25 protein-coding genes are annotated in these 26,044 nt (G+C 39.6%); 15 read left to right on the top strand and 10 right to left on the bottom strand.

Features of this window, described 5'->3' with window-relative positions; all coding sequences use genetic code 11:
• Nucleotides 1-26: 26 nt before the first annotated feature.
• Nucleotides 27-407: a DUF4258 domain-containing protein gene (locus ACEXOE_RS10455; RefSeq protein WP_394748726.1), complete on the top strand. Its 381-nt coding sequence runs from the start codon at nt 27-29 to the stop codon at nt 405-407.
• A gap of 160 nt (nt 408-567) precedes the next feature.
• Here the strand turns inward: ACEXOE_RS10455 and ACEXOE_RS10450 are convergent, their stop codons facing one another.
• Nucleotides 568-1,734, bottom strand: a complete 1,167-nt coding sequence (locus ACEXOE_RS10450; protein ID WP_394748725.1) for a proline dehydrogenase family protein — start codon at nt 1,732-1,734, stop codon at nt 568-570.
• 97 nt (nt 1,735-1,831) lie between these two features.
• Between ACEXOE_RS10450 and aroB the strand changes: the two genes are divergently transcribed.
• Both aroB and ACEXOE_RS10440 read left to right on the top strand, forming a co-directional pair.
• Nucleotides 1,832-2,893: a 3-dehydroquinate synthase gene (gene aroB, locus ACEXOE_RS10445; protein ID WP_394748724.1), complete on the top strand. Its 1,062-nt coding sequence runs from the start codon at nt 1,832-1,834 to the stop codon at nt 2,891-2,893.
• 109 nt (nt 2,894-3,002) lie between these two features.
• Entirely contained in the window at nt 3,003-3,335 is a 333-nt protein-coding gene (locus tag ACEXOE_RS10440) for a hypothetical protein (protein ID WP_394748723.1), read from the top strand.
• Between the two features lie 2 nt (nt 3,336-3,337).
• Here the strand turns inward: ACEXOE_RS10440 and ACEXOE_RS10435 are convergent, their stop codons facing one another.
• The 3 genes from ACEXOE_RS10435 to ACEXOE_RS10425 form a co-directional block, all read right to left on the bottom strand.
• A complete protein-coding gene (locus ACEXOE_RS10435) occupies nt 3,338-3,853 on the bottom strand; it encodes a DinB family protein (RefSeq protein ID WP_394748722.1) in 516 nt (171 codons plus the stop codon).
• A gap of 73 nt (nt 3,854-3,926) precedes the next feature.
• Complete coding sequence (locus ACEXOE_RS10430; RefSeq protein WP_394748721.1) at nt 3,927-4,406, bottom strand: Lrp/AsnC family transcriptional regulator; 480 nt, start codon at nt 4,404-4,406, stop codon at nt 3,927-3,929.
• A 115-nt stretch (nt 4,407-4,521) separates the two neighbouring features.
• A complete protein-coding gene (locus ACEXOE_RS10425; protein ID WP_394748720.1) occupies nt 4,522-5,628 on the bottom strand; it encodes a M14 family metallopeptidase in 1,107 nt (368 codons plus the stop codon).
• A 295-nt stretch (nt 5,629-5,923) separates the two neighbouring features.
• Here ACEXOE_RS10425 and ACEXOE_RS10420 point away from each other — a divergent pair, with 295 nt between their 5' ends.
• The 3 genes from ACEXOE_RS10420 to ACEXOE_RS10410 all read left to right on the top strand — a co-directional run bounded on the left by ACEXOE_RS10420 (nt 5,924) and on the right by ACEXOE_RS10410 (nt 7,554).
• Nucleotides 5,924-6,301: a helix-turn-helix domain-containing protein gene (locus tag ACEXOE_RS10420; protein WP_394748719.1), complete on the top strand. Its 378-nt coding sequence runs from the start codon at nt 5,924-5,926 to the stop codon at nt 6,299-6,301.
• A 72-nt stretch (nt 6,302-6,373) separates the two neighbouring features.
• Nucleotides 6,374-6,751 (top strand): DNA topoisomerase IV, encoded by a 378-nt coding sequence (locus ACEXOE_RS10415; protein WP_394748718.1) that lies wholly within the window; start codon nt 6,374-6,376, stop codon nt 6,749-6,751.
• A 2-nt stretch (nt 6,752-6,753) separates the two neighbouring features.
• Nucleotides 6,754-7,554 (top strand): TerC family protein, encoded by an 801-nt coding sequence (locus ACEXOE_RS10410; RefSeq protein WP_394748717.1) that lies wholly within the window; start codon nt 6,754-6,756, stop codon nt 7,552-7,554.
• Nucleotides 7,555-7,630: 76 nt separating this feature from the next.
• Here ACEXOE_RS10410 and ACEXOE_RS10405 read toward each other — a convergent pair whose 3' ends face one another.
• The 3 genes from ACEXOE_RS10405 to ACEXOE_RS10395 all read right to left on the bottom strand — a co-directional run bounded on the left by ACEXOE_RS10405 (nt 7,631) and on the right by ACEXOE_RS10395 (nt 13,222).
• A complete protein-coding gene (locus ACEXOE_RS10405; RefSeq protein WP_394748716.1) occupies nt 7,631-8,596 on the bottom strand; it encodes a sterol desaturase family protein in 966 nt (321 codons plus the stop codon).
• 131 nt (nt 8,597-8,727) lie between these two features.
• Nucleotides 8,728-11,334: a DNA gyrase/topoisomerase IV subunit A gene (locus ACEXOE_RS10400; protein ID WP_394748715.1), complete on the bottom strand. Its 2,607-nt coding sequence runs from the start codon at nt 11,332-11,334 to the stop codon at nt 8,728-8,730.
• A gap of 25 nt (nt 11,335-11,359) precedes the next feature.
• Entirely contained in the window at nt 11,360-13,222 is a 1,863-nt protein-coding gene (locus ACEXOE_RS10395) for a DNA topoisomerase IV subunit B (RefSeq protein WP_394748714.1), read from the bottom strand.
• A gap of 245 nt (nt 13,223-13,467) precedes the next feature.
• Between ACEXOE_RS10395 and ACEXOE_RS10390 the strand changes: the two genes are divergently transcribed.
• A complete protein-coding gene (locus ACEXOE_RS10390; RefSeq protein WP_394748713.1) occupies nt 13,468-16,311 on the top strand; it encodes a M16 family metallopeptidase in 2,844 nt (947 codons plus the stop codon).
• A 93-nt stretch (nt 16,312-16,404) separates the two neighbouring features.
• Here the strand turns inward: ACEXOE_RS10390 and ACEXOE_RS10385 are convergent, their stop codons facing one another.
• The gene (locus tag ACEXOE_RS10385; RefSeq protein WP_394748712.1) at nt 16,405-17,304 is read right to left on the bottom strand and encodes a DMT family transporter; all 900 of its coding nucleotides are present in this window, start codon (nt 17,302-17,304) and stop codon (nt 16,405-16,407) included.
• A gap of 72 nt (nt 17,305-17,376) precedes the next feature.
• Entirely contained in the window at nt 17,377-18,471 is a 1,095-nt protein-coding gene (gene ychF / locus ACEXOE_RS10380) for a redox-regulated ATPase YchF (RefSeq protein WP_394748711.1), read from the bottom strand.
• Between the two features lie 247 nt (nt 18,472-18,718).
• Here ychF and ACEXOE_RS10375 point away from each other — a divergent pair, with 247 nt between their 5' ends.
• Nucleotides 18,719-20,269: a hypothetical protein gene (locus ACEXOE_RS10375; protein WP_394748710.1), complete on the top strand. Its 1,551-nt coding sequence runs from the start codon at nt 18,719-18,721 to the stop codon at nt 20,267-20,269.
• 49 nt (nt 20,270-20,318) lie between these two features.
• On the opposite strand, the gene ACEXOE_RS10370 is transcribed toward ACEXOE_RS10375, so the two are convergent.
• Nucleotides 20,319-20,672: a 4Fe-4S dicluster domain-containing protein gene (locus ACEXOE_RS10370; RefSeq protein ID WP_394748709.1), complete on the bottom strand. Its 354-nt coding sequence runs from the start codon at nt 20,670-20,672 to the stop codon at nt 20,319-20,321.
• Nucleotides 20,673-20,738: 66 nt separating this feature from the next.
• On the opposite strand from ACEXOE_RS10370, the gene ACEXOE_RS10365 reads away from it, so the two are divergent.
• The 7 genes from ACEXOE_RS10365 (at nt 20,739) to ACEXOE_RS10335 (ending at nt 26,017) form a co-directional block, all read left to right on the top strand.
• Nucleotides 20,739-21,806 (top strand): acyl-CoA reductase, encoded by a 1,068-nt coding sequence (locus ACEXOE_RS10365; RefSeq protein ID WP_394748708.1) that lies wholly within the window; start codon nt 20,739-20,741, stop codon nt 21,804-21,806.
• 67 nt (nt 21,807-21,873) lie between these two features.
• Nucleotides 21,874-22,938: a 3-phosphoserine/phosphohydroxythreonine transaminase gene (serC, locus tag ACEXOE_RS10360; protein WP_394748707.1), complete on the top strand. Its 1,065-nt coding sequence runs from the start codon at nt 21,874-21,876 to the stop codon at nt 22,936-22,938.
• A gap of 110 nt (nt 22,939-23,048) precedes the next feature.
• Entirely contained in the window at nt 23,049-23,999 is a 951-nt protein-coding gene (locus ACEXOE_RS10355) for a D-2-hydroxyacid dehydrogenase (RefSeq protein ID WP_394748706.1), read from the top strand.
• Nucleotides 24,000-24,079: 80 nt separating this feature from the next.
• Nucleotides 24,080-24,724, top strand: coding sequence for a DUF937 domain-containing protein (locus ACEXOE_RS10350; protein ID WP_394748705.1), 645 nt, complete (start codon nt 24,080-24,082; stop codon nt 24,722-24,724).
• 71 nt (nt 24,725-24,795) lie between these two features.
• A complete protein-coding gene (locus ACEXOE_RS10345) occupies nt 24,796-25,254 on the top strand; it encodes a DUF6146 family protein (RefSeq protein WP_394748704.1) in 459 nt (152 codons plus the stop codon).
• A 32-nt stretch (nt 25,255-25,286) separates the two neighbouring features.
• A complete protein-coding gene (locus ACEXOE_RS10340) occupies nt 25,287-25,610 on the top strand; it encodes a DUF6787 family protein (protein ID WP_394748703.1) in 324 nt (107 codons plus the stop codon).
• Nucleotides 25,611-25,717: 107 nt separating this feature from the next.
• Nucleotides 25,718-26,017, top strand: a complete 300-nt coding sequence (locus tag ACEXOE_RS10335) for a hypothetical protein (protein WP_394748702.1) — start codon at nt 25,718-25,720, stop codon at nt 26,015-26,017.
• Nucleotides 26,018-26,044: the final 27 nt, after the last annotated feature.

Raw genomic sequence — 26,044 nt, 5'->3', positions numbered from 1 at the left:
TCAATACTTTTGCCAAAATTTAAGTCATGCCTTTTACCAAACGTTTGTTCTTCTTCCTTTTTGGCCTTGCCCTAGGGATTCTTTTCATGGTATTTTTTATCCGAAATAAGGCCAAGGAAACGGGAACTGAATTTTGTTATCTTCCCAATTGTAGGGTGTTGAAAGACTTGCGGTCCAAACCCCTATATTACAACGCTAGTGTACAGGAATTGCTGGAAAACAAAAGTTTGGATTCTACAGATATCCATTCGTTCTTCAGGGATGGGGATGTGGATTTTAGCGCTAGTGATACCAAATCCAAGCCCTGTAAAACCTATGTCATTGAAGGTACGGCCCAAGGATCGGAAGCTGTGCTAACGGTAACGAATTGTCCTAAAAAGGTTACTGTGGAGAGGGTACAGTTTTAAAAATAAAATTCAAGTTCAAGAATTAAGTTCAAGTTCAAGTTCAATAGCGAAGTTCAAGGATTAAGTTCAAGTTCAAAAAGCAAAGTTCAAGGATTACGTTCAATGCTTGGACCTGACTTATGAATTCAAAACTCACGGACTCAAAAACTCAAAAACAAAACTATATTTTACGGCGTTTGCGTTCTTTCTTGAGCAATTCCAACTCCCGATTGGTTTGTCCGGCCACTGAAGTGTTTTCTTCTGCTCTTCTGATCAAATAGGGCATCACATCCTTTACTGGGCCATAAGGTAGGTATTTGGCAATATTATACCCTTGATGGGATAGGTTAAAAGAAATATGATCGCTCATCCCATAGAGCTGCCCAAACCAAACTCTGGAATCCGCATTCTCAATGCCCTGGGTTTTCATCAACTCCATCAACTTATAGGTACTTTCTTCATTATGGGTGCCCGCAAAAATGGAAATCACTTCTAAATGTTCCATAGCATAGGCCACTACTGCATTGAAATTATCATCGGTTTCCTGTTTGGATGCGCAGATAGGAGTTGGGTATCCGTTTTCCTCAGCACGATCGTTCTCTTTTTCCATATAGGCACCCCGTACGATCTTAACACCTATCTTAAAGCCTTCTGCTGCTGCGACCGCCTTTATTTTTTTCATATAGTCCAATCGGTCCCAACGGTAGGTTTGTATGGTATTGAAAATGATGGCTTTCGCTTTGTTGTATTTCCGCATCATCTCCAAAATCAGCTTATCTGCAGCATCCTGCATCCAACTTTCTTCGGCATCAATAAGCAAGCCTACATCCATGTCATAGGCTTTCTTGCAAATGGCTTCATAGCGATCAACGATACGTTGCCACTCCCCTGTCTCTTGGGGATTCAAATTCTCCTTATTTCCTACTTTTTCGTATAGATCAATACGTCCAAAACTAGTTGGTTTAAAGACCGCAAAGGGTATTGCCTGCTTCTCCTTCACAAAGCTCAAGGTTTCCATGGCTTTCTGAAGTGAAAAATCAAATTGTGCTTCCTCTTTCTTCCCTTCTACAGAATAGTCCAATACGGCGCTGACTCCCTTTTCATATAGGGTATCGATCAAGGGCATACAATCATCTTCATTGACGCCGCCACAAAAATGATCAAAGACCGTTGCACGTATCAAGCCTTCTACCGGTAAATTTGCCTTTAAAGCAAAATTGGTCATGGCCGTTCCTATACGCACCAAAGGCTCATTGGCGATCATTTTAAATAAGAAGTAAGCTCTTTCGAGTTCGGAGTCGGTTTTAAGGGCAAAGGCTGTTGCAGTATCCTCAAAAATTGGACGCATAAGTATTAATTTTTTAATAAATCAAAGATAATCACTGAAATTGTATTGCAAAGATTAAAATTGCCTTTATTTTGCAGTCTTATTGAAATACCTATTCATGGAATCTATCAGCACTTCATCCTATGCCGTGCATTTTAATGCAATGGCCTATCAAAATTTAAATGAGCATTTGGCCAAAGCCCAATATTCCAAGATTTTTATCTTGGTAGATGAAAATACGCACGAACATTGCCTGCCTCAGTTTATGGCCGAGATTGCTGGGGATTATCTGTATGAAATCATAGAGATCGAAGCCGGAGAGGTCCACAAGAATATGTATACCTGTATCCAGGTATGGGAAGCAATGTCCGAATTGGATGGAGATCGCAAAAGCCTAGTAATCAACCTAGGGGGTGGCGTCATCACAGATCTGGGCGGATTTGTAGCCTCTGCCTACAAAAGAGGGATTGCCTTTATCAACGTACCTACCACACTCTTGGCCATGGTAGATGCTTCCGTAGGCGGCAAAACAGGGGTAGATTTGGGAGCTTTGAAAAATCAGATCGGCGTCATTAACCAACCAGAAATGGTCCTTATTGTGTCCGACTTCCTCAAAACCTTGGAAGCCCGTCAGCTCCATAGTGGCTATGCCGAGATGTTAAAGCACGGTTTGATCAAAGACCAAGCGTATTGGGAAACCTTAAAATCCATCTCTTCTTTTGAAGGATTGGACCAACTGATCTATGATTCGGTCTGTATTAAAAACGAGGTCGTACTACAAGATCCTACCGAACAAAATTTGCGGAAGATTTTAAACTTTGGACATACCTTGGGACATGCCATTGAGTCTTATTTCTTAGAAAGCGAGGCCCATAAACTACTTCTTCATGGAGAAGCCATCGCCATAGGGATGATTATGGAAGGGTATTTGTCCCACCAATTGACCGGCTTATCCAAAAACGACCTGGAGGACATAAAAAACACCTTTTTAAAACGCTATGAGCCCACTTCCTTTTCTGAGGATGACATTAGCGCGATTCTGGATTTATTGAAATTCGACAAAAAGAATTCCCATGGGAACATCAATTTTGTACTCTTAAAAAATATAGGGGAAGCCGTCTATGATGTGCGCATTCCGCAAGAATTATACAAGGCAGCATTTGCTTACTACATGGAATAGGATATACACCTACTAAAATGTATGATTTGACAACTCTTTGGATTTTTCCATGGAAAAAATGTATAGTTTAGGTTAAAAGAAATTACCATAACTCCAATTGACCAAAACTATGAAACGACTATTAGTAGATTACAAAAAACTAGACCACGAAACTGCCGCACTATTGATTGAAACCTACCCCCATGGTTATGGCGATAGTGATATTATTGCCTTTAAAAACCAACACGGGGAAATCATTGAAGCCGTAGAATTACGGACGGAAGATATCCTTTATCTGGTAAAAATTAGCAAGAGTTTGTCCAACTTTATTTCCAATTTTGATCAGAATATGGAAAAAGAATTGGAGATAAAACCAATTACCAATACTTCACAAAGTAAAGTAGCCGAACTAGAGCTCAATATGGAAGATGAGCTGAAGGACGATTTAGGCTTTGATGAATAATTTTACAAATAGCGCTCTTTGATCAAGCGTTTGTGATGTTTCTGATGTCCACATATGATAAAACCAATAGCGGCTACACTGATTTTAGCATCGCTTGCTGTTCCCTGTTGCTTTAACACCGTATCATCAAAACTATCAAAAAGCGTGATGGTTGCTGCACGTACCGCCTTGAACTCCGCAATGATACTTTCTAAAGTACGATTGTTGGCATTAGAGGTAGGCACAAAGACATCTTGATCAAAACCGTTGAGCGGTGTTTCATCTCCCCTTCCAAAACGCAAGGCGCGATATTGAAATACGCGTTCAGCATCAATAAGATGCATGAGAATCTCTGCTATGGTCCATTTTCCTTCCTCATAGGTATAGGATAATTTATCCTCGGGGATACTTCCCATAAATTGCGGAAAGTTTTCCAATCCCATTTTTAATTTTTCCAAAAGATCTACCTCTCCCAGGCCATTGATATAGGGAGCATAATAGGTATGGTATTCGTTGGTATTTAGCGCTGAAGTTTTCATGTGCAATAGCTATTAAACACAGAATCCCACACAAAAATGCATGGGATTATCTATACTGTGTATATGTAAAAAATTAAAGTTCGTTAAATATGGTATGCATTAATCGTTTCTTGTCATTGATGCTTTCCTCCAAAGAAATCATGGTTTCCGTTCTGCTGATACCTTCGATATCATCAATCTTGAAAATAATATTCTTTGCGTGATTGGTGTCCTTGGCACGAATTTTACAAAAAATATTGAACTTCCCCGTTGTAATATGGGCCACCGTAACATAAGGTATTTGTGTTAGGCGTTCCAATACAAATTTCGTTTGATGGGTTTTTTCAAGAAAAATACCAACATACGCAATAAAGGCATACCCCAATTTTACATAATCCAATGTTAGCGAAGAACCTTTAATAATACCGGCTTCTTCCATTTTCTTTACCCTTACATGAACCGTTCCTGCAGAAATCAGTAATTTCTTTGCAATATCGGTAAATGGTGTTCTGGTATTATCAATCAGCATATCCAGAATCTGGTGGTCAATTTCGTCTAGTTTTACTTTACCCATTTAAAATATATTTAAAAGCAAAAGTAAAGAATTAAGAAATTAAATGTAAAGAATATTCATTTTTTTTATCAAAAATGTAAAATTTTAATATTTACAAGAAATATATGTTAATAAATCATAAAGTTTTAAAGAGTCTTGAATTTTCTTGAATATCTTCTAAATCCTTGTTTACTAAGCCATTAAAAACTTTATGACCAAAATACATGCTTAAATCACCAACTTTTTCAATTTTTGGCACAAAATCAATAGCGCCATTCACCAACTTTTCCTGGAACAATACCCCTACAGATTCCCCTTCTTTATACTTTTCATGTAAGGCATTTGCATGGTGTATAAGAATATCGAAGAACAGCTTATTGTTATCCGGAATTTCAAAATAGCGCTCTACATCGTATCTATGTATTTCCTTCTCAGCAATGACTCTACACGCTTCCATTAAGGTCAACCATATGAATTCCCTCGTTTTTTCCCGATCATAATCCCCCGGAAAGTGGCCCGCCTCAAATAAAATAGTGGGCACATTTGCCATTTGAAAGGTATCGCCAACACAATTGGCGTTAAAACCGTCATCATATCGTCCTACTTGTCCGGGAATCTCCTTTTGAAGCAGGGTATTCATGGCAGCAATGAGTTTCATAGACCGCTCTCTACTCTCTGATAAATTCCGCTCTGCGTCAAAAGCGGGAGTCAAAAAAGAAACTGTTGCCGATTTAGGACTATCGCCCACATTAAAAATCGTGCGTTGTCCATGAAGATTAAAACAAAAATCTGGTTGAAAATCATCAAACACCTTCTTTAACACGCTACTTTCCGGTTGGGTCTGATTTTGTGCATCCCGATTTAAATCCACTTCATTTGCATTCACTCGGGTATAGACTTCAGCACCATCCGGATTTAACATCAAAATGATTTTTAAGGTGCATGCCTTTTTAATGAGCTTTGAAAAATTGGAATCTTCTTTTAAAAAATTAATCAGGTCTAAAGTGGCCTTTGTAGTGGTCGACTCATTTCCGTGCATTTGAGACCACATTAAAATTTTCTGTTCCCCTGACCCGATGGTCAACATTTTTATAGGCTTCTTCAGTACAGAATATCCTATCGTTTCTACCTTAAAATTGGAGGGTACATTTTCCAAATATGCTAAAATCTGTGCGTTGACCACATAGCGGCCTTGAATAGATTCCTCTTTGAATTTTAGATATTTTGATCGCGGTATTTCCATAAGATGCCCTCTAATTTTCTTTGCAAAAATAAGTGCAATTTTAATTACAAATGTAATGAAGTAATTTACAATTGTATACTCTATTTTTTTACTTTTTGCAGGAAACAAGTATACGATCGTAAACAATATGAACGGTAGTATTGATAAATTTTATTTTTAAAATTTAAATTATTATTAATCAATTATATATAATACTTTATATAAAGTTTTAGTTTTTATTTTAAAAATTGATTTAACATTATTTAATACTAAAATATTGGATTTTCCTTGTATTTTTGCTTTTAGATAATTTACAATGGTAAACAAGGAAGATTTTATAAAAAGATTGGAAGAAATCTTGCGCTATTACGGTTTTTCCGCTGCTACTTTTGCAGATAAAATCAGCGTACAGCGTTCCAGTATTTCCCATCTACTTTCCGGCAGGAACAAGCCTAGTTTAGAGTTTGTCCTAAAAGTGGTCACCAACTTTCCCGAGGTGAATCTCTATTGGCTTTTGAATGGCAAAGGATCTTTCCCCTCCCCAGAATCCACCACAGTACCCACTACCCAAAAAGACACCCTTTCCCCCACACCAACATTACCAAAAGTCAAAACAGACACAGACAAGGCCATAAAAAAAATTGTTATTTTTTATACAGATGGCAGCTTTGAAGCCTATGAAGAAAACCTCTAATCCCACAATTTTCAAAGCGAAGATTATAACATTTAGCATGGTGCATTTCCGTGAATTGCTTTATTTTGCATTATGATCAAAAAAGTACTTTTCAGCAGCCTCCTTGCCTGTTTACTTAGCTCCTGCTTTCAACCCGAACGCAATTGTACCGACTTTAAAACAGGGGCTTTCTCCTTCACCACAACCCTTAATGGAGAAGAGAAAACAACCACTTTTACGCGTACAGAAAACACACAAATAGAAATCTTTGAGCAACAAAGAGACACTTCTTCCATTCGCTGGATCAATGATTGTGAGTATATCGTAAAGAACCTACACCCAAAAAACAGCGCAGAAGAACAACCCATACATATTAAAATTTTGAGCACCACTGCCAATTCATACACCTTTGAATACAGTATTGTGGGAGAATCCAAAAAATCCAGAGGAACCGCTATTAAAACCAACTAAATATGTTAGAAATATTCAGCAATCCAGATGCATGGATAGCATTGCTCACCCTTACATTTTTGGAAATTGTACTCGGGATAGACAACATTATCTTTATTTCTATCGCTGCAGGCAAACTCGAAAAGAAACAACGAAGGAGCGCTACCAATATTGGTTTGGTCCTAGCCATGGTCATGAGAATTCTTTTACTTTTTGGAATTTCCCTTTTAACCTCGCTCAAAAAACCGTTTTGGATCTTTGATGAACCCTGGATTACAGGAGGTATTGGCGGACAGGCCCTTATTCTATTTGGAGGAGGGTTGTTCCTTTTATACAAAAGCACCAAAGAGATCCGTGAAAAAATTGAAGATAAGGGACATGATGAGCGAGAGGTGCGCAATCACCGCTCCACATCGCTTAGCAATGCCATTGTTCAGATTACCATTATTAACATTGTTTTCTCTTTTGACTCCATATTGACCGCCATAGGAATGACCAATGGCATTTCCCCAAATCCAACGGATGCCCTGGTCATCATGGTCGTTGCCGTGGTTATTTCGGTAATCATTATGATGTTATTTGCCAATCCGGTTGGAGAATTTGTCAATAGAAATCCATCCATTCAGATATTAGGACTTTCTTTCTTGATTCTCATTGGCTTTATGCTTATTGCCGAAGCGGCCCACCTTTCACATCTCATTGTTTTTGACAATGAAGTGGGAAGCATTCCTAAAGGCTATCTCTACTTCACCATTGCTTTTTCACTTATGGTGGAGTTTTTTGACATGCGCATGAAGCGAAATAAGAAAGCAGTTTCCAAATAAAACAACTTTAAAAACCAATAGGTATAAAAAAGGCGTCTTACTAAGTAAGACGCCTTTTTTCTTTTTATCCATTCTATTAATTGGGCCTGCTGAACACCATATCCGGGTTCTCCGCCTGCTTCTTCTTAAACTCCCTAAACTGACGCTGCTGCTGCTTTACCGTAAGCGTGCTTCCGTCCGGACTCCAACCCGGAGGTCCAAAAATATACATGAAAGCATGAGAGAGCTTCTTAGACCTTTTGACGTCGTTGATAATATCTTTATATTCATGGGTAAGTATCACCAGTGGGTTATGGGAATCCGGAGCATGAATTACCCCGAACTTCACATCGATATCATCATCCAGCTCTTTCCAAGTCCCAAACATTTTATCAAAGATATTCAGGAAACCCCCGTGATTCTTGTCCAAGTACTCTACATTTTGAGCATGGTGCACCTGATGCATGGTATGGGTATTAAAAATCTTTTCCACCCATCCCATTTTAGGCACATACTGAGAATGCAATTGAAACTGCCAAAAAGACTCTATGGCCAGACACACAACTACCATTTCCACCGGAAAACCAACAATGGGCATCCATACGTAGAAAAATGGCTTGTACAGCAGTGTAAACCATCCGTTCCTTATGGCCGTACCCAAATTAAAGTTGTCTGAAGAATGATGCACAATATGAGCTGCCCATAAGATTCTAATTTCATGATTGGCCCTATGGAACCAATAATAAGTGAAATCATCCGCTAATTGACACAATAGCCATACATACCAGGCATAACCAAAGGACTCATAACCCATAATATTGGTGCGCACTCCATCCACCATGGGATTAAAGAGCTCATAAGCATATTCAAAAAGTACTACCAGTAGCACAACCTTCAACAAAGGCCCAATGATGGCGGAGCCAATCCCCATTGCACTGCTCGCTGCAAAATCTTTCCAGTCGTACAAATCTTCACGACCATGTGTTTTGCTATACGTAAGTTCCACTAAAATAAATGCAATAAAGGCAGGAGCGCCGTAAACCAGAGGGTTTGTAAAATCCATAAAATGTGCAATTTTGGCTAAATATACTATTAAAGGTTAATAAAACAACAAGCTGTTCATGCTTTGTAACTATATCTCTATAATATCCCTCTATTCGTTAAACAAAGTGAGGTTACAAAGCCATTGGCTTTCTAAAAAAGTGTGGGTTGATCGGAATCGTCTTTGGGTTGCTCAATATTTTCTTCATCGATCACTTCCATGTCATTTGCATTTTGTTCCTCTGGCTCCTCGTAGGGCAGCGGCTCCAAAGCATTGACATTTTTAATCTTTTCCGAAGTCAATTGATTTCCTAAAGCTTTTATTCCTTTAATTGATATAAATTCTTCTATATCAACATTTTGATTAGGTTTTTGATCTTTTCCCCTTACTTTGGAAAATACAATTTCGGCAACGGGCCTCCAATCTGTAGAAATTAGCTCCAAATAAGATTTTGGATGTTCCGAAATGAAAGATTCTTCTTTACCCCCAACCTCTATCACGAACCGTTTCACATAATACCGCTCTTTCTCCCCTTCATAATAAATGGCAGACAGCGGTTTTTTAGGGTTCCATTTTTCCAATACGATCATGTCGTCATCAAAATGCGTGGATAAATCCGGTGTTAAGGTCTTTGCCACCCCTTTTTGTGTCACCACCAATAAAAGGTCATCTCCCCTAAAATCCCCCAAGGGTTCTCCTCTACCATCAACATTCAATCTACGCACTACATCATCAAACCATATCTTTCTTGGCTTTAAGGTAGAAACCCCTTTCTCCTTAAATTCAATGCGTTTCACATTATATTTAGTAACGATATTCCCTTTGGAACTACGCCCTTTGATCAACATGTCCGCAAAATCAATATCCCATTTCAACTTCTTTATGCTACCGGAATGCCGAAGGTGTACGGTCACGACCTCAGCTTCCCCATTTGGATTGGCCGAAAAGTACAGTACCCTAGAACCTGGTTTGCCCGTAGTTAGGTCGTACAACTTATCCCTGGTAATACTGGTTACATTGAAACGCTTAATATAACAAGGACCATTCTTTCCATCTTTATAGATCATATTAAAGGTCGTTCTCTTATCCTTTTTCTTGAACACCCCGACATGAATGATATTCTTACCAATAAATGTTTTGGAATCTACTTTGGACACCATCATTTTTCCATCTGCCGTCATTACGATGACATCATCGATATCACTACAATCCGTGACATATTCATCCCTCTTCAATGAAGTCCCCACAAAACCTTCTTCGCGATTCACGTAGAGCTTTGTATTTCTGATCACCACTTTGGTCGCCTCGATATCATCAAAGGTCCGTATCTCGGATTTTCGCCCTCTTTCCTTTCCGTATTTCGACTTTAAATTCTTGAAATACGAAATTGCAAAGTCGACCAAATGCTCTAAGTGATACTTTACCTCAGCTATTCTTTCCTCCAGACTATCAAGATATTGCTGTGCTTTATCCAAATCGAATTTAGAAATACGTTTGATGCGTATTTCGGTCAATCTTGTGATATCTTCTTCAGTGACGGCGCGCTTTAAATGTTTCACAAAAGGCTTCAGTCCTTTATCGATAGCACCTATAACACCTTCCCAGGTTTCTTCTTCTTCAATATCGCGGTAAATCCTATTTTCAATAAAAATACGCTCCAAAGAAGAGAAGTGCCATTGTTCTTCCAACTCCGATAACTGAATCTCCAATTCTGCCTTCAGCAGCTCCACTGTATATTCTGTAGAACGCTTCAGCATGTCGACCACACCAATAAACAGCGGCTTATTATCCTCAATGATACACCCCAAAGGAGAAATAGAAGATTCACAGGACGTAAATGCATACAGGGCATCAATGGTCTTATCGGGAGATATTCCATTGGGCAGATGCACCAAAATCTCTACTTCTGCCGCGGTATTATCTTCAATTTTCTTGATTTTGATCTTTCCTTTATCATTCGCCTTAAGGATAGAATCTATTAAAGAAGAGGTATTGGTACCATAGGGTATCTCGCTAATAACCAAAGTATTCTTATCGAACTGCGCTATCTTAGCCCTAACTCGTATCTTTCCTCCACGTAGACCTTCGTTATAATTGGTGACATCTATTATTCCTGAAGTGGGGAAGTCTGGATATAGGGTAAAACGCTGCCCCTTGAGATGTTTTATGGAAGCATCGATAAGCTCATTAAAGTTATGCGGAAGCACTTTGGTGGAAAGTCCCACGGCTATCCCTTCTGCGCCTTGAGCCAATAACAAAGGAAATTTTACCGGCAGGTTTACGGGTTCCTTTTTACGGCCATCATAAGACAGTTGCCATTCCGTAATTTTTGGGCTAAAGATCACTTCCAAAGCAAACTTTGATAGCCTGGCTTCAATATATCTAGAAGCTGCAGCCCTATCGCCCGTAAGGATATTCCCCCAGTTTCCCTGTGTATCTATGAGTAAATCCTTTTGCCCGATCTGCACCATGGCATCGGCAATACTCGCATCTCCATGGGGATGATACTGCATGGTATGCCCCACTACATTTGCCACTTTGTTATAACGCCCATCATCCAACTCCTTCAATGCATGCATGATTCTGCGTTGCACGGGCTTAAATCCGTCTTCAATGGCGGGTACGGCCCGCTCTAAAATTACATAGGAAGCATAATCCAAAAACCAATCCTTGTACATACCCGTTACCTTGGTCAAGGTATCTTGTGCATCTTCAGAGGATTCGTTGTAGGCTTCGTTCAATTCTTCATTCTCTTCCATAAAGGAATTTTCCTATTGTTTTGATTTATAATTGGTTTTCTTCTACTAAGTCAATTTCTACTTTAAGGTTTTCAATGATGAATTTTTGTCGATCTGGGGTATTCTTGCCCATATAAAACTGCAACAATTGTTCTATGGACATTGCCTTGTCCAGCATTACAGGCTCCAAACGTATATCGTCTCCTATAAAGTGTTTAAATTCATCCGGAGAGATTTCCCCCAACCCCTTAAATCTTGTAATTTCTGGCTTGCCCGATAGCTTCTCTATGGCATTGCGACGTTCTTCCTCGCTGTAGCAATATATGGTTTCCTTTTTGTTTCGAACCCGAAACAAAGGCGTTTGCAATATGTACAGATGGTTTTCTTTGATCAATTCGGGGAAAAACTGTAAAAAGAAGGTAATCAACAGAAGACGAATATGCATTCCGTCAACATCGGCATCCGTAGCAATTACAATATTGTTGTATCGCAGATCTTCCATGGATTCCTCAATATTCAATGCTGCTTGTAGAAGGTTGAATTCTTCGTTCTCATAGACTATCTTTTTAGACATCCCATAAGAATTCAAGGGTTTCCCTCTTAAACTGAATACCGCTTGCGTATTTACATTCCTGGATTTAGTGATGGAACCGGAAGCAGAGTCTCCCTCGGTAATGAACAAGGTACTATCCAAACGATTGTCCTTTTTCATATCGGGGAGGTGCACACGACAATCCCGTAACTTTTTATTGTGCAAACTGGCTTTTTTCGCTCGATCTCTCGCCAGTTTTCGGATTCCGGACAATTCTTTCCGTTCCCGCTCTGCCTGTACAATCTTTTTTTGCAACTGATCGGCAGTTTCTTTATTCTTATGTAAGTAGTTGTTGAGATACTTCCCTACAAAATCATTAATATAGGTACGCACCGTGGGTAGATCCCCACCCATGTCCGTAGAACCCAGCTTTGTTTTGGTCTGACTTTCAAATACGGGTTCCATTACCTTAATGGAAATCGCTGAAATGATGGATTTACGAATATCCGAGGCTTCATAGTTCTTGCCAAAAAAATCGCGAATGGTCCTTACAAGCGCTTCACGAAAGGCAGATTGGTGCGTCCCTCCCTGCGTCGTATGTTGTCCGTTCACAAAGGAGTGGTATTCCTCACTGTACTGGGTCTTACTATGGGTGATGGCCACTTCTATATCATCTCCTTTCAAATGGATAATAGGATACAGCATGTCCTCCTTACTATTATTGTCTTCCAAAAGATCTTTCAATCCATTATTGGAAAAAAACTTTTCCCCGTTGAATACAATGGTCAGCCCGGGATTAAGGTACACGTAATTTTTAAGCATACGCGCCACATATTCCGCGCGGTACTTATAATTTTTGAAAATAGTTTCATCGGGAATAAAGGAGACCTTGGTTCCTTTACGCCTTGAAGTATCATCCGGCCCTACTTCCTCTACAAGGTTCCCTTGATGGAACTCAGCGGTTTTTAATTGACTTTCCCTTGACGATTCTACTTTGAAGAAATTGGAGAGGGCATTTACGGCTTTAGTACCCACTCCGTTCAATCCTACCGATTTTTTAAACGCTCTGGAATCGTATTTCCCCCCTGTATTCATTTTGGAGACCACATCCACAACTTTCCCTAAAGGAATTCCGCGTCCATAGTCCCGCACACTCACCAAATTTTCTTTTATGCTGATTTCGATCGTCTTTCCTGCTCCCATCACAAATTCATCGATACAATTGTCGATTACTTCTTTTAAAAGGATGTAGATACCGTCGTCCGCAGAAGAACCATCTCCCAATTTACCGATATACATTCCAGGACGCATCCGGATATGTTCCTTCCAATCCAATGATCGGATATTATCTTCGGTATATTGGTTTTTTTCTGCCATAAAAGGGGGTTTTGATACTAGTCGGATGCTAATATAACAAGTGTTCTACGAACATAAAACCTCTAGATGTTAAAGTAATTAACAAAAAGTACTCCCTATTTGTTGATATAATGCCAAATTCTATTTTTTTAAGACTTTTCCGACAACTCCTTAAATGTTAACAGCATACAAATAGGCTTAAATATAGTTTGTAATGCCTTATATTACGCCCCGAAAATAAAATACGAAGTCATATTTAGTAGACCATGAAAAGAATTAAAATTGCTACCCTCCTATTTTTAGGCATCTTTTTTGCCTGCTCTCCCGACCAGAACGCCAACACCGAAAGTGCTCAGGATTTCAAAGTAGATTTTGAAAAATTCACTTTGGAAAATGGGCTTCAAGTGGTTTTCCACATTGACCGATCAGACCCAGTGACCGCTGTAGCTTTGACCACACATGTTGGTTCGGCCAGGGAAATAGAGGGCCGTACAGGTTTTGCACACTTATTTGAACACTTATTGTTTCTTGAATCCGAAAACTTGGGCAAAGGAGGATTGGACGAAATGAGCGCTCGTATAGGAGGCTCTGGAGCCAATGGTTCTACCAGTAGGGATCGTACCAATTATTTCCAGACTGTTCCCAATAACGCATTGGAAAAGATGATTTGGGCAGAGGCCGATAAATTAGGTTTCTTCATCAATACGGTTACGGAACAAGTTTTGGCCAAAGAGAAGCAGGTGGTAAAAAACGAAAAAAGACAGAGTATAGACAACCAACCTTATGGCCATAATTCTTATGTGATCGACAAAAATATGTATCCCGAAGACCACCCCTACAATTGGCAGGTGATCGGGTCTTTGGAAGATCTTCAGAATGCAACCTTACAAGATGTAAAAGATTTTTATAACCGCTGGTACACCCCTAATAATACTACCTTGACCATCACAGGTGATTTTGATACCGTTCAGGCAAAAGAATGGGTGCACCAATATTTTGATGAGATCAAGCGTGGAGAGGACATTCCCAAAATGGAAAAGCGTCCTATTACCTTGGAAAGCACAAAAAAGCTATACCATGAGGATAATTTTGCAAAATTACCCCAATTGACGTTGGCATGGCCAACCGTTCCCGTATATCATAAAGATTCCTATGCCTTGGATGTATTGGCCACCTACCTTTCTGAAGGGAAAAAGGCGCCTTTTAATACGGTTTTGGTCGAAGACAAACAACTGACCGATAATGTCACCATGTTCAATTTTGGACAAGAATTGGCCGGGCAATATCGCTTGGTTGTCCGCGGGTTCAATAAAATAGATTTGGACGATGTGGATGTCGCTATTCAAGAGGCTTTTGCCAAATTTGAAACAGAAGGAATCCAACAGCAGGACTTAGAACGGATCAAAGCGGGACAAGAAACGGATTTTTACAACAGCCTGTCCAGCGTTCTGGGAAAAGGATTTCAATTGGCACAATATGAAATTTTTGCCGGAGATCCAGGGTTTATCAATCAGGATGGCAAGAACATTCTAGCGGTAACTATTGAAGATGTTCAACGGGTTTACGATCAGTATATCAAAGGGAAGCCTTACATTGCCACTAGTTTTGTTCCCATAGGACAAAGCGAACTGGCTTTGGAAGGTTCAGCCATTGCCCAAGTTGTCGAGGAAAAAATCGTGGAGGGCGCCGAAGAAAGTTTTGATGCTAGCATTGCCTCCACCTATACCAAAACGCCTTCTGCCATTGATCGTTCCGAACCTCCTTATGGCCCTAGTCCCGAAGTAAGCGTTCCTAAAGTTTGGAGAGACTCCTTATCTTCTGGTTTACGGGTTTTCGGAATTCAAAATAGTGAAGTCCCATTGGTTCAATTCCGATTAAATATCAAAGGAGGGCTTTTATTGGAACAATTGGATAAGGTTGGGGTATCCAATATTATGGCAGAATTGCTTTCCAAAGGCACCAAATCCAAAACGCCTGCGGAATTGGAAAATGCCATTGAAAGCTTAGGTGCCAATATTTTTGTCTTTGCCGGAGATCAGGCCGTGACCATTGGCGGGAATACCCTAGCCCGAAATTATGAAAAAACAATGGCTCTCGTGGAAGAAATGCTTCTAGAGCCCCGTTGGGACAACAAAGAGTTTGAATTGATCAAACAAAGTGTTATTAGCCAAATCCAACAGGCCAAGGCAAGTCCCAATAGGATCGCGGCCAATGAGTATGCCAAATTGGTGTATAGCAAAAACCATATTCTTTCCAAAAATAATTTAGGTACAGAAACCTCTGTAAATGCGATAACCATTGAAGATTTAAAACAATATTACCATAAGTATATCTCTCCTTCTGTTGCAAGTTTGCAAATTGTAGGTGATATTTCCAATGAAGCTGTTGCCAAATCCCTGGCCGGACTCAATGACAAATGGGAAGCTAAAGAAGTAGTGTTCCCTGTATTGCCCGAAATCAACAGACCTACACGTGCCCATGTTTATTTTTATGATATCCCGGGGGCTAAGCAGTCGGTCATTCGTTTTGGATACCCTGCCTTGGCGGCAACAGATCCCGATTACTATCCGTTGCAGGTCATGAATTACCGCTTGGGCGGAGGTGGTTTTGCCTCCCAATTGACCCAACAATTGCGTGAAGGAAAAGGATATACCTATGGGATCTTCTCTCAATTCTCAGGAAGTGAAATTCCTGGCCCGTTCACCATTTCCAGTGGTGTCCGTACCAATATTACCTATGAAGCCACTGATCTTGTCAAAAATATTGTGGAAAATTATGGAAAGAACTTCAATGAGGAAGATTTGGATGTTACCAAGAGTTTCCTGATTAAAAGTGGTGCTCGCTCCTTTGAAACCCTAGGCGCCAAATTAAATATGTTGGGCAATATCAGCACCTTGGGCTATTCCGAAGACTATACCAAACAACGTGAAACTATTGTAAACAACATGACCGTTGAAGAAATAAAGGAATTGGCCACAGAGTATTTAGATCCTTACAAGATGTATTATCTTGTTGTTGGTGATGCCAAAACACAGATGGACAAGTTGAGAAAACTAGGGCTAGGTGATCCTATTTTACTGAATAAGGACAATCAGGTCTTAAAAGACTAGTTTTCTGCGCTATCACATATATTCATCCCTCTATTAGGTCTTTTGAGATGTAAAGAGGGATGTTTTATTTAATTCCTACCTTAATTGCCATAATTATTTTTTGCTTTTTCGGGATACCAGGGTAACACCAAAAATAACGATTAACATGCCCAGCCCCTGTATCCACGTAATCCGTTCATCCAAAAAGAAGAATGCTAAAATAATGGTAGATATCGGTCCCAAACTTCCAAATATGGAAAAGGTATTTGCCCCTAAACGTCCAATAGCTGCCGAAACCAAAAAAGAAGGAAGCAAAGTTGAAAATATGGCCATGGCAATCCCCAGAAAATACACCTCCTTAGGATAATCCCATAAATTAAAGTCCCCTACCATACTATAGTGGACAAAAATGCACAATGTGGAGACCATCATGGCGTAAGAGGTAAATTGAAGCACGCCAAATTTGGGAATCAACCAACCACTCCCAACAAGGTAGGAAGCATAGGTAATAGCACTCAACAGCACCAAAAAGCCTCCCCAATAGACAGATTCACCCTCTATTGTGATTTCATTCCAGAAGGTAACCACGACACCCAGGTAGGTAATTAAAATGGCAATCCGTTGTTTTTTGGAAAGTCGTTTTTTAAAGAATAACCAAGAAAGCAACACTACAACGGTTGGATAGATAAACAGAATAATACGTTCCAGACCGGCCTTGATATACTGAAGCCCCATAAAATCGAAAAGACTTGCCAGATAATATCCGAAAAAACCAAAGATAAAAATCCACAAATAATCCTTACTCCTAATTTGATCAGGCTGTAAAGGTTTTTTCCAAAAAGCAATAAAAACATAGAATGGCAAGGCAAATAGCATTCTAAATAGGAGCAAACTAAGATGATCTATCTGATAGGTATAGGCCAATTTCACCATCACGGCCTTTGCCGAAAACAGGACCACCCCTAAGATAGCAAAGGCTATTCCAACGCCTTTGTACGATGTATTTGTAGACATGAAATGCTTTTAATGAAACTGCAAGCGCCTCAATAGATGCTATGGCGTAGTTAAAAAAACAGAAAACTGTAGTTATACATTGAATCTAAAATGCATAACATCTCCATCCTTCACAATATACTCTTTTCCCTCTACCCGCATTTTCCCTGCTTCTTTTACCTTAGGTTCACTCCCATACGTGATATAATCATCATACGCAATTACCTCTGCCCTAATGAACCCTTTTTCAAAATCTGTATGAATTACTCCTGCTGCTTGCGGTGCCGTGGCTCCAACAGGAATGGTCCATGCACGGACTTCTTTTACTCCAGCCGTAAAATAGGTCTCTAAATCCAGTAGTTTATACGCACCTCTAATCAGTTTGGCAGAGCCCGGTTCTTCCAAACCTAGATCTTCCAAGAACATTTGACGTTCCTCATAGGTTTCCAATTCGGTAATATCTGCCTCCGTTCCAACGGCCAAAACAATAACTTCCGCATTCTCATGGGCAACGGCCTCCCTTACGCTATCAACATAAGCATTCCCGGATACGGCTGCACCTTCATCTACATTACAAACATATAATACGGGCTTATCCGTAATGAATTGTAGTGGGCGAACATATTCCATGCGTTCATCATCACCAATGGCAATGGCCCGCACCGAGGTTCCCGCTTCAAGTCCTTCCTTGAGCTGCATTAAAACAGCTTCCTCCTTCTGCGCTTCCTTATTGCCTGTTTTGGCAGCACGCTTTACTTTATCCAATTTTTTTTCAACAGTTTCAAGGTCTTTTAACTGTAGTTCCATATCTATAGTTTCCTTATCCCGAATAGGATCCACGGAACCATCTACATGAACAATATTATCATTATCAAAACAACGCAACACGTGCAAAATAGCATCGGTTTCCCGTATATTTCCTAAAAACTGATTTCCCAATCCTTCTCCTTTACTAGCTCCTTTCACCAAACCTGCAATATCCACGATTTCTACCGTAGCCGGAAGTACACGCTCGGGATGCACCAATTCCTCCAATTTCTCCAATCGGGCATCGGGAACATTGACCACCCCAATATTAGGTTCAATGGTACAAAAAGGGAAGTTCGCGCTCTGGGCTTTCGCATTGGATAAACAATTAAAAAGTGTCGATTTTCCTACATTGGGCAATCCTACAATACCTGCTTTCATAATTTAAGATGCTAAAGATTAAAAGTAAGGTTGGTACCTCCACTTTCCGTATTTCGGGTGCAAAGATACTATTAAGTGTTTAAAAACACTATAGGAAGTTCTTTCCCTTTGCCTGGGCCTCTTAATTTCTTTTTTCAAGAAACTACGATGATCATTTCCAGGTCTTGAACCAGCTTCAATCTTTATCTTAAAATCAGGTAAATTTTCTAACTAATATCTTATTTTTAAGGTACCAAACCGAACTGTCATGCAAAAATACTTCAAACACAACTGCATCATTGTCTTCTTTTATCTGATAACATTTCCACTTCTGGCACAGGAATCCCCGGATTTCCCTACGCTGGAATTCGGAGCGGTATTTAAAAATGATACTCGGGAAATCCCCTTGGAAATACTGGGCAATGATGAGGATGGATTCTATGTGCTCTATTCCAGAGGGCGTTTTGGTCAAGGCAAGCAATCTATCCGTAAATTCAATCTGAACCTTACCCCTACAGGACAGGAAATCGACTTAAACGAAACCGAGGAAAAGCGAAGAACCGTGGGTATTGCCCAATTTGAGGATAAAATTGTTCATGTCTGGACAGAATTAAGCGATACTGGAAAATCTTATTATTATCAAAACGTAGATCTTGAAGCTTTTTCCCTAGGTGAAAAGCGTTTCCTGACCGAAATAAAAAATGATTCCAAAAGTGCCCGATATACCGGTGCCAGTTTTTTTCCTGATCCGGAAACCAATACGTTTCAACTTTTTTATACCATCCCCAATAAGAACAAGGAAATGCAGCGGGTAAAACTGCAGCACTTTGACACGGATTTTAATCTGATCAACGAAAATGAATTTGAACTTCCCTATACCAATAAGCAGTTTACCTTATATAAGGTACTTAAAGGAAATGACGATGAAATTTTAGTGCTGGGAAAAAACTACTTTGGTTCCAATATTGTTGCCTTGGAAGGCAAGAAACAATATGAGCATATCTTATATCGTATCAAAGATGGGACCTTGGAAAAATTAGCGACCATTCCCGCGGACGGAAAACATCTGCGCTATCTGAGCTGCGTTATGAAAGATGATGGACACCTGCTACTCTCCTCCCTCTATTCCGATAAAAATATGTACGGCTTAAAAGGTATTTTCCAGACCAAAATAAATGTACAGGATGGAACCGTACTATACTCGCAATTCAATCCGCTTGATGCCGATTTTTTCACCAAACTTATGCCTGAAGGAAAACGACAAAAAAAAGTAATGAAAAAAGTTCAGGAGAATACATTTGAAGCGCCCTATTATATTCTGAACAAAAGTATGGAACTCGCATCGGGCGGATCGCTTTTCCTGGCCGAGCAAATACACTCCCAGACCATCTATAACAGCACCACCTATTATCATGAAAATTTGGCCGTTTTTCAATTGGATGAATCTGGAAAAATGCAGTGGTCCAATGCTATCGGTAAAAAACAACAGAAACGAAATGTGGCCATCTACTCTTCTTATTTAACCATTCCAAAAGACGATGCCACGTTCTTGATTTACAATGGCAACCTAGAAAACTTGAACCATTCCAATGGTTCGGTAATCAACGCTTTTACGCAAGGAAGTGCCTTGATTGCGGCTAAAATACACGCGGACGGCCACTATGAAAGAAAAATGCTCACCGATAAAACAGAAATGGAGGGCATTACCATTCGTCCGGGTTTAAGCAACTGGATCGATGAAAACACGCTCTTACTTTTCGGTCAGGATATCGATAATTTAAAAAATCAACGTTTTGTAAAAGTAAAATTCACGCCATAAAAAAACCCGATAGTACATCGGGTTTTCCATATTTTATATAAACCGTTGTTTATCCGTCCGGATGCATGAATTTTTGTTTTCCCAATAATTCTTCCTCGCTTTCCACACGATCTTCATCTGGAACACAACAATCTACAGGACATACTGCCGCACATTGTGGCTCCTCATGAAAGCCCATACATTCTGTACATTTATCGGGTGAAATATAGTATACTTCATCACTTATTGGTTCCTGGACTTCGTCTGCGTTGACTTCCTTCCCGTCGGGCAGTACAATGTCTCCCGTCAAAGATGTTCCGTCACTATAACGCCATTCATCGGCCCCTTCATAGATAGCTGTATTGGGACATTCTGGTTCACATGCCCCACAATTAATACACTCGTCTGTTATAATGATTGCCATAATTTTATTTTTCTAATGCTTACTTTTGCACAAAGGTAAGCCCTATTAAAATTTTGCACAAATATAATGACGGACCATCAAGAAAGAATACAAGCTTTTGTTAAACTTGGGGAATTCTTCCAAGGATTTTGTGAATATCACAACAATCCACAAGGCAGTGATAAAAATAGTGATTTTTGGCATCAGGAATTTGATGAAAAAATACGTCAGGCCAAACATCAAAACGGTTGGTTTACCACAGCACAAGTTGTTTTTAGCATTCAGGAGTGGGCCAATGTCTTAAAAGCAGAAAAACTGAACGCCTGGCTCAATGCGTATTCCCTAGTGGAAAAACCGCCTAAAACCGTAGCTTTGATCATGGCGGGGAATATTCCCCTCGTTGGCTTTCATGATTTTCTTTGTGTTTTGCTTTCTGGAAATCATGTCCTGGTAAAGCTCTCTTCCAATGACACCCTCTTAATTCCCTTTATTAGCCACTATCTCTGCCATATTATGCCCTCCTTAAAGGATAGCATCCTATTTTCGGAAGGCCAATTGGAAAACTTTGATGCCGTTATTGCTACGGGCAGTAATAATACCTCGCGTTATTTTGAGCATTATTTTGGAAAAAAACCTCATATTATCCGCAAGAACAGGAATTCAGTGGCCGTACTTCAGGGCACGGAGACTAAGGAACAATTGGAAGCATTGAGTAAAGACATTTTCTGCTATTATGGATTGGGTTGCCGTAGCGTGTCCAAACTCTTTGTTCCAAAGGAGTATGATTTTGATGCCTTTTTTCAGGCGATGTACCCGCATCACCCCATTATCAATCAAATTAAATATGCCAATAATTATGACTATAATAAAGCGGTATATCTCATGAGTGAATTTGATATTTTGGACAATGGTTTTCTTATGATCAAGGAAGATAAAAGTTATGCTTCACCCATTGCAACGGTATTCTATGAAACCTATGACTCTTTGGAGGCACTGCAATTGCGATTAAAGAATGATAAGGACCAATTACAATGTATCGTTTCCCATGGTTTTACGGATAAAGAGGTTGATTTTGGACAAACACAGCATCCAAAATTGAACGATTATGCAGATGAGGTCGATACTATGGAATTCTTGTTAAAAACACGCGGATAATATTTGATTATCTGTTGCTTGGTTTTGTTATAATTTTATGATCTTTGGCACTTAAATCTTTTGATCAATGAAAAAACATAATTTTAGTGCCGGTCCTTGTATCTTACCTCAAGAAGTTCTTTTGAAAGCTTCAGAATCCATCATGGATTTTAATGGGCTTGGATTATCCTTAATTGAAATATCACATCGAAGTAAGGAATTTGTGGAGGTCATGGAAAATGCAAGAGCTCTGGCCTTGGAATTATTGGATTTGGAAGACAAAGGGTATAAAGCCCTGTTCCTACAAGGGGGAGCAAGTATGGAGTTTTTAATGGTAGCCTACAACCTCTTGGAAACCAAAGCAGGTTATTTAAATACGGGTACGTGGAGCGATAAGGCCATTAAAGAAGCAAAGCTCTTCGGAGAAATAATTGAAGTGGGATCTTCCAAAGACGAAAACTTTAATTATATCCCCAAAGGTTATGTTGTTCCAGACGGATTGGACTATTTGCATTTGACCTCTAACAATACCATTTTTGGAACGCAGATGAAGAAGTTCCCTGAAGTCAATACCCCTTTGGTCTGTGATATGAGTTCCGACATTTTTTCCAGAACGCTGGATTTTTCAAAATTCGATTTGATTTATGCCGGAGCCCAGAAAAATATGGGACCTGCGGGAACCACATTGGTTGTTGTTAAAGAGGAACTTCTTGGGAAGGTTTCCCGAAAAATCCCATCGATGTTGGATTATAAAGTACATATTGGAAAGGATAGTATGTTTAACACGCCTCCCGTATTTCCCGTTTACGTATCAATGCTCACCCTACAATGGTTAAAGAACCTGGGAGGCATATCCGCTATTGAAGAAATCAATGCCAAAAAAGCACAATTATTGTATTCGGAAATTGATTTGAATCCTGTTTTTAATGGCTTTGCCAATAAAGAAGACCGTTCCAATATGAACGTTACTTTTAATCTTAGTGATGATCGCTTAAAGGATACTTTTGATGCGCTCTGGAAAGAAGCAGGAATCAATGGATTGAACGGCCACCGCTCTGTTGGAGGATATAGGGCCTCCATCTACAATGCCCTTTCTTTGGAAAGCGTGGGTGTCTTAGTGGATATTATGAGCGAAATGGAGCGCAAAGGATAAGTATTCCATTTTGATACATTGTATATAAAATAGGGTATGTTGTACGAGCTTATTAGTTTTAAGTTTATTCGTTAAATGCAACAACCACAAAATCTTAAATTTCCAAAAAAATGAAAATATTAGCAAACGATGGTATTTCTCAAACAGGAGTATCTGCCTTACAAGAAGGAGGTTTTGAAGTAATCACTACCAAAGTAGCTCAAGAACAATTGATCGATTATATCAACAAGAACAATATTACGGGACTTTTGGTACGCAGTGCCACAAAAGTAAGGAAAGATATTATTGATAGTTGCAGTTCATTGAAACTCATTGGTCGTGGAGGCGTAGGCATGGATAATATTGATGTTGCCTATGCCAAGGAAAAGGGATTGCATGTCATCAATACCCCGGCAGCTTCTTCCTCTTCCGTGGCCGAATTGGTATTCGCCCATTTGTTCGGAGGTGTTCGTTTTTTATATGATGCCAATAGAAATATGCCCTTGGATGGGGACAATAAGTTTAAAGAGCTGAAAAAGGCCTACGCCAAAGGCATTGAACTTAGAGGTAAAACTCTAGGAGTTATTGGTTTTGGAAGAATTGGCCAAGCCACTGCAAAAATTGCCTTAGGGGTTGGTATGAAAGTCGTGTTTTTTGATCCTTTTATGGAAAAAGCAAGCGTTGAAGTATCTTTTTTTGATGGACAATCCGTATCCTTTGAGCTTAATAACAGTACTAAGGAAGATGTTTTACGGGAGGCCGACTTTATAAGTCTGCATGTTCCTGCTCAAAAAGAGTATATCATTGGTCAAAAGGAGTTTGACCTTATGAAAAATGGTGTTGGCGTTGTAAACGCCGCCAGAGGTGGTGTTATTGACGAAGTAGCCCTAATTAATGCTCTAGAGAGCAAAAAAGTTGCTTTTGCAGGTTTGGATGTTTTTGAATCTGAGCCCTCTCCTGAAATAAAGATTTTAATGCATCCAAATATTTCCTTGACCCCACATATTGGAGCTGCCACTGGAGAAGCTCAAGATAGAATCGGAGAAGAATTGGCTTCTCAAATCATAGATTTACTGAAATAATGGTTTTTGGAGTATTCAATCCATTATTTTTCATACATTGAGGTCAAAATATATTAGATTAACCATTAAATAACTATAGAATGTCTGGAATACTGGATTTATTAAACAGCCCTATGGGCAAACAATTGATTAGCGGGGTTGCACAACAAACAGGACAATCCGCCGATAAAACTAGTGGTGTCCTATCCATGGCCCTTCCTGTGCTTATGGGAGCTATGAAAAGGAATGCCTCTACTCCTGAAGGTGCCGATGGGCTTTTGAATGCCTTGAACAGTAAACATGATGGAAGTGTACTTGACAATTTAAGTGGTCTCTTCGGTGGAGGTGTAGATCAATCTGTGATGGATGATGGTGCCGGGATACTAGGCCATGTGTTGGGAGGAAGTCAACCCAGAGTAGAAAATGCCTTAAGTCAGAAATCAGGAATGGATGCCGGAACCATTGGCACTATTCTAAAGGTAGCTGCCCCCCTATTAATGGGAATGCTGGGAAAACAGACCCGACAAAATAATGTTAGCGATTCCAATGGATTGGGAGATTTATTGGGCGGTATGCTCGGTGGAGGAAGCAATGCCGGGAAACAACAATCCCTCATTGAATCTTTTCTGGATTCCGATGGAGACGGTAGTATTTTAGACGATGTTGCCGGAATGGTCCTAGGAGGGGGAAATCAAAAAAGCAAAGGAGGCCTAGGCGGTCTTCTCGGGGGTCTTTTTGGAAAATAGTCCATAAAACCTTAACGATATTTAACAAAACCACTCCTGCACTGTGAGTGGTTTTTTTGTATATTATCGCTATGAAAAAGATATGTATTCCATTGGCACTCTCTGGCCTTGTCTGCATGCTCTTCCTTGGGAGCTGTAATAGCGCCAAAAAGAGCATTACCGTAACGGATGAAGAAAAAATCGCCTTTAATCAGACCGAAGGGGATACCATTACCATTTCCAGTGATAAGACAGAATATGAAATTATCATCATAGAGCCCGGTTTTAATTTCTGGTTGCAAAGTATTGCTCGCCCGGAAGGTTTTTATTCCCAATCCTTTTTGGAAAATAGGAACCGCATACTTGTAATCAATTGGAATCAACGCGTATTGCAGCCACAGCTCTTTAATCCTAATCTGTACGAACAACGAATCAATTATAATTCTTCCATTGATTACGGTTATGAAGTAAATTATAAGCTCTACAATTACTTCATTTTTTTCCAAAGAAGATATAATCAGCGCCTTGGGCCTTTCATTCCACGGATTTAAGTTTATCTTTGCAGCAATTTTGTAAAATTTCCATGGAAAAATTAAAGCAACGTTGGGGAATCAATTCCAATTTCGATATTTTAATGATACTTCTTGTTTTCGCAGTCACCGGATCTACTTCCGTTAAAATTGCGCGTCCCGTATTGGAGTTTTTAGGGTTTACACGAGAAATTTTTGCCGAAGATTGGTATTTTTCAGTACTCTATTGGACGATTCGGATTCTTGTTATTTTTCCTATTTATCAATTTTTATTGGTTATTTTTGGATGGTTGTTCGGGCAATTTAAATTTTTCTGGGGGTTCGAGAAAAAGATGCTGAGTAGAATGGGGTTAGGATTCTTATTCAGTAAACCCTGAACTTAAAGGCATGAAATGTCCGCTTTTCCCTGTTATTTAGGGGCATCAAAAAAATCTTATGATTTCTTTAACATATATGGGCCTATTAGATTACATAAATTTGTCCTGTGAATTATAGCCAAAAAAAAATACTGGCAAGCTTTGTGCTTTTTACCTTGATGGTATTCAAGGTTTCTGCGCTGCATGTATATTCACATCAAAATGACGACTCTGTAGAACAATGTTCTATTTGTGATGTGGCCATTCATAGTCAAGATGTAGAACTCTCTACCCCGCCACAAATCATTCTTCCAAATACAGTTGAATTTATTCCTATCAGTGAAGAACGTTTTAATACTGTATTTACCTTAGTTCTGCCCAAAGTATGCCATACCCTATATGGCAGGCCTCCTCCTGCACTAGATTAAATTCCCTAGCTGAAACATCGTTTTTAT

The organism is Spongiimicrobium salis, from assembly GCF_043678055.1.
Classification (GTDB): Bacteria; Bacteroidota; Bacteroidia; order Flavobacteriales; family Flavobacteriaceae; genus Spongiimicrobium; species Spongiimicrobium salis.
Note: the sequence above shows the minus strand (reverse complement) of the source record. Positions and strands in the feature narration are given on the sequence as shown.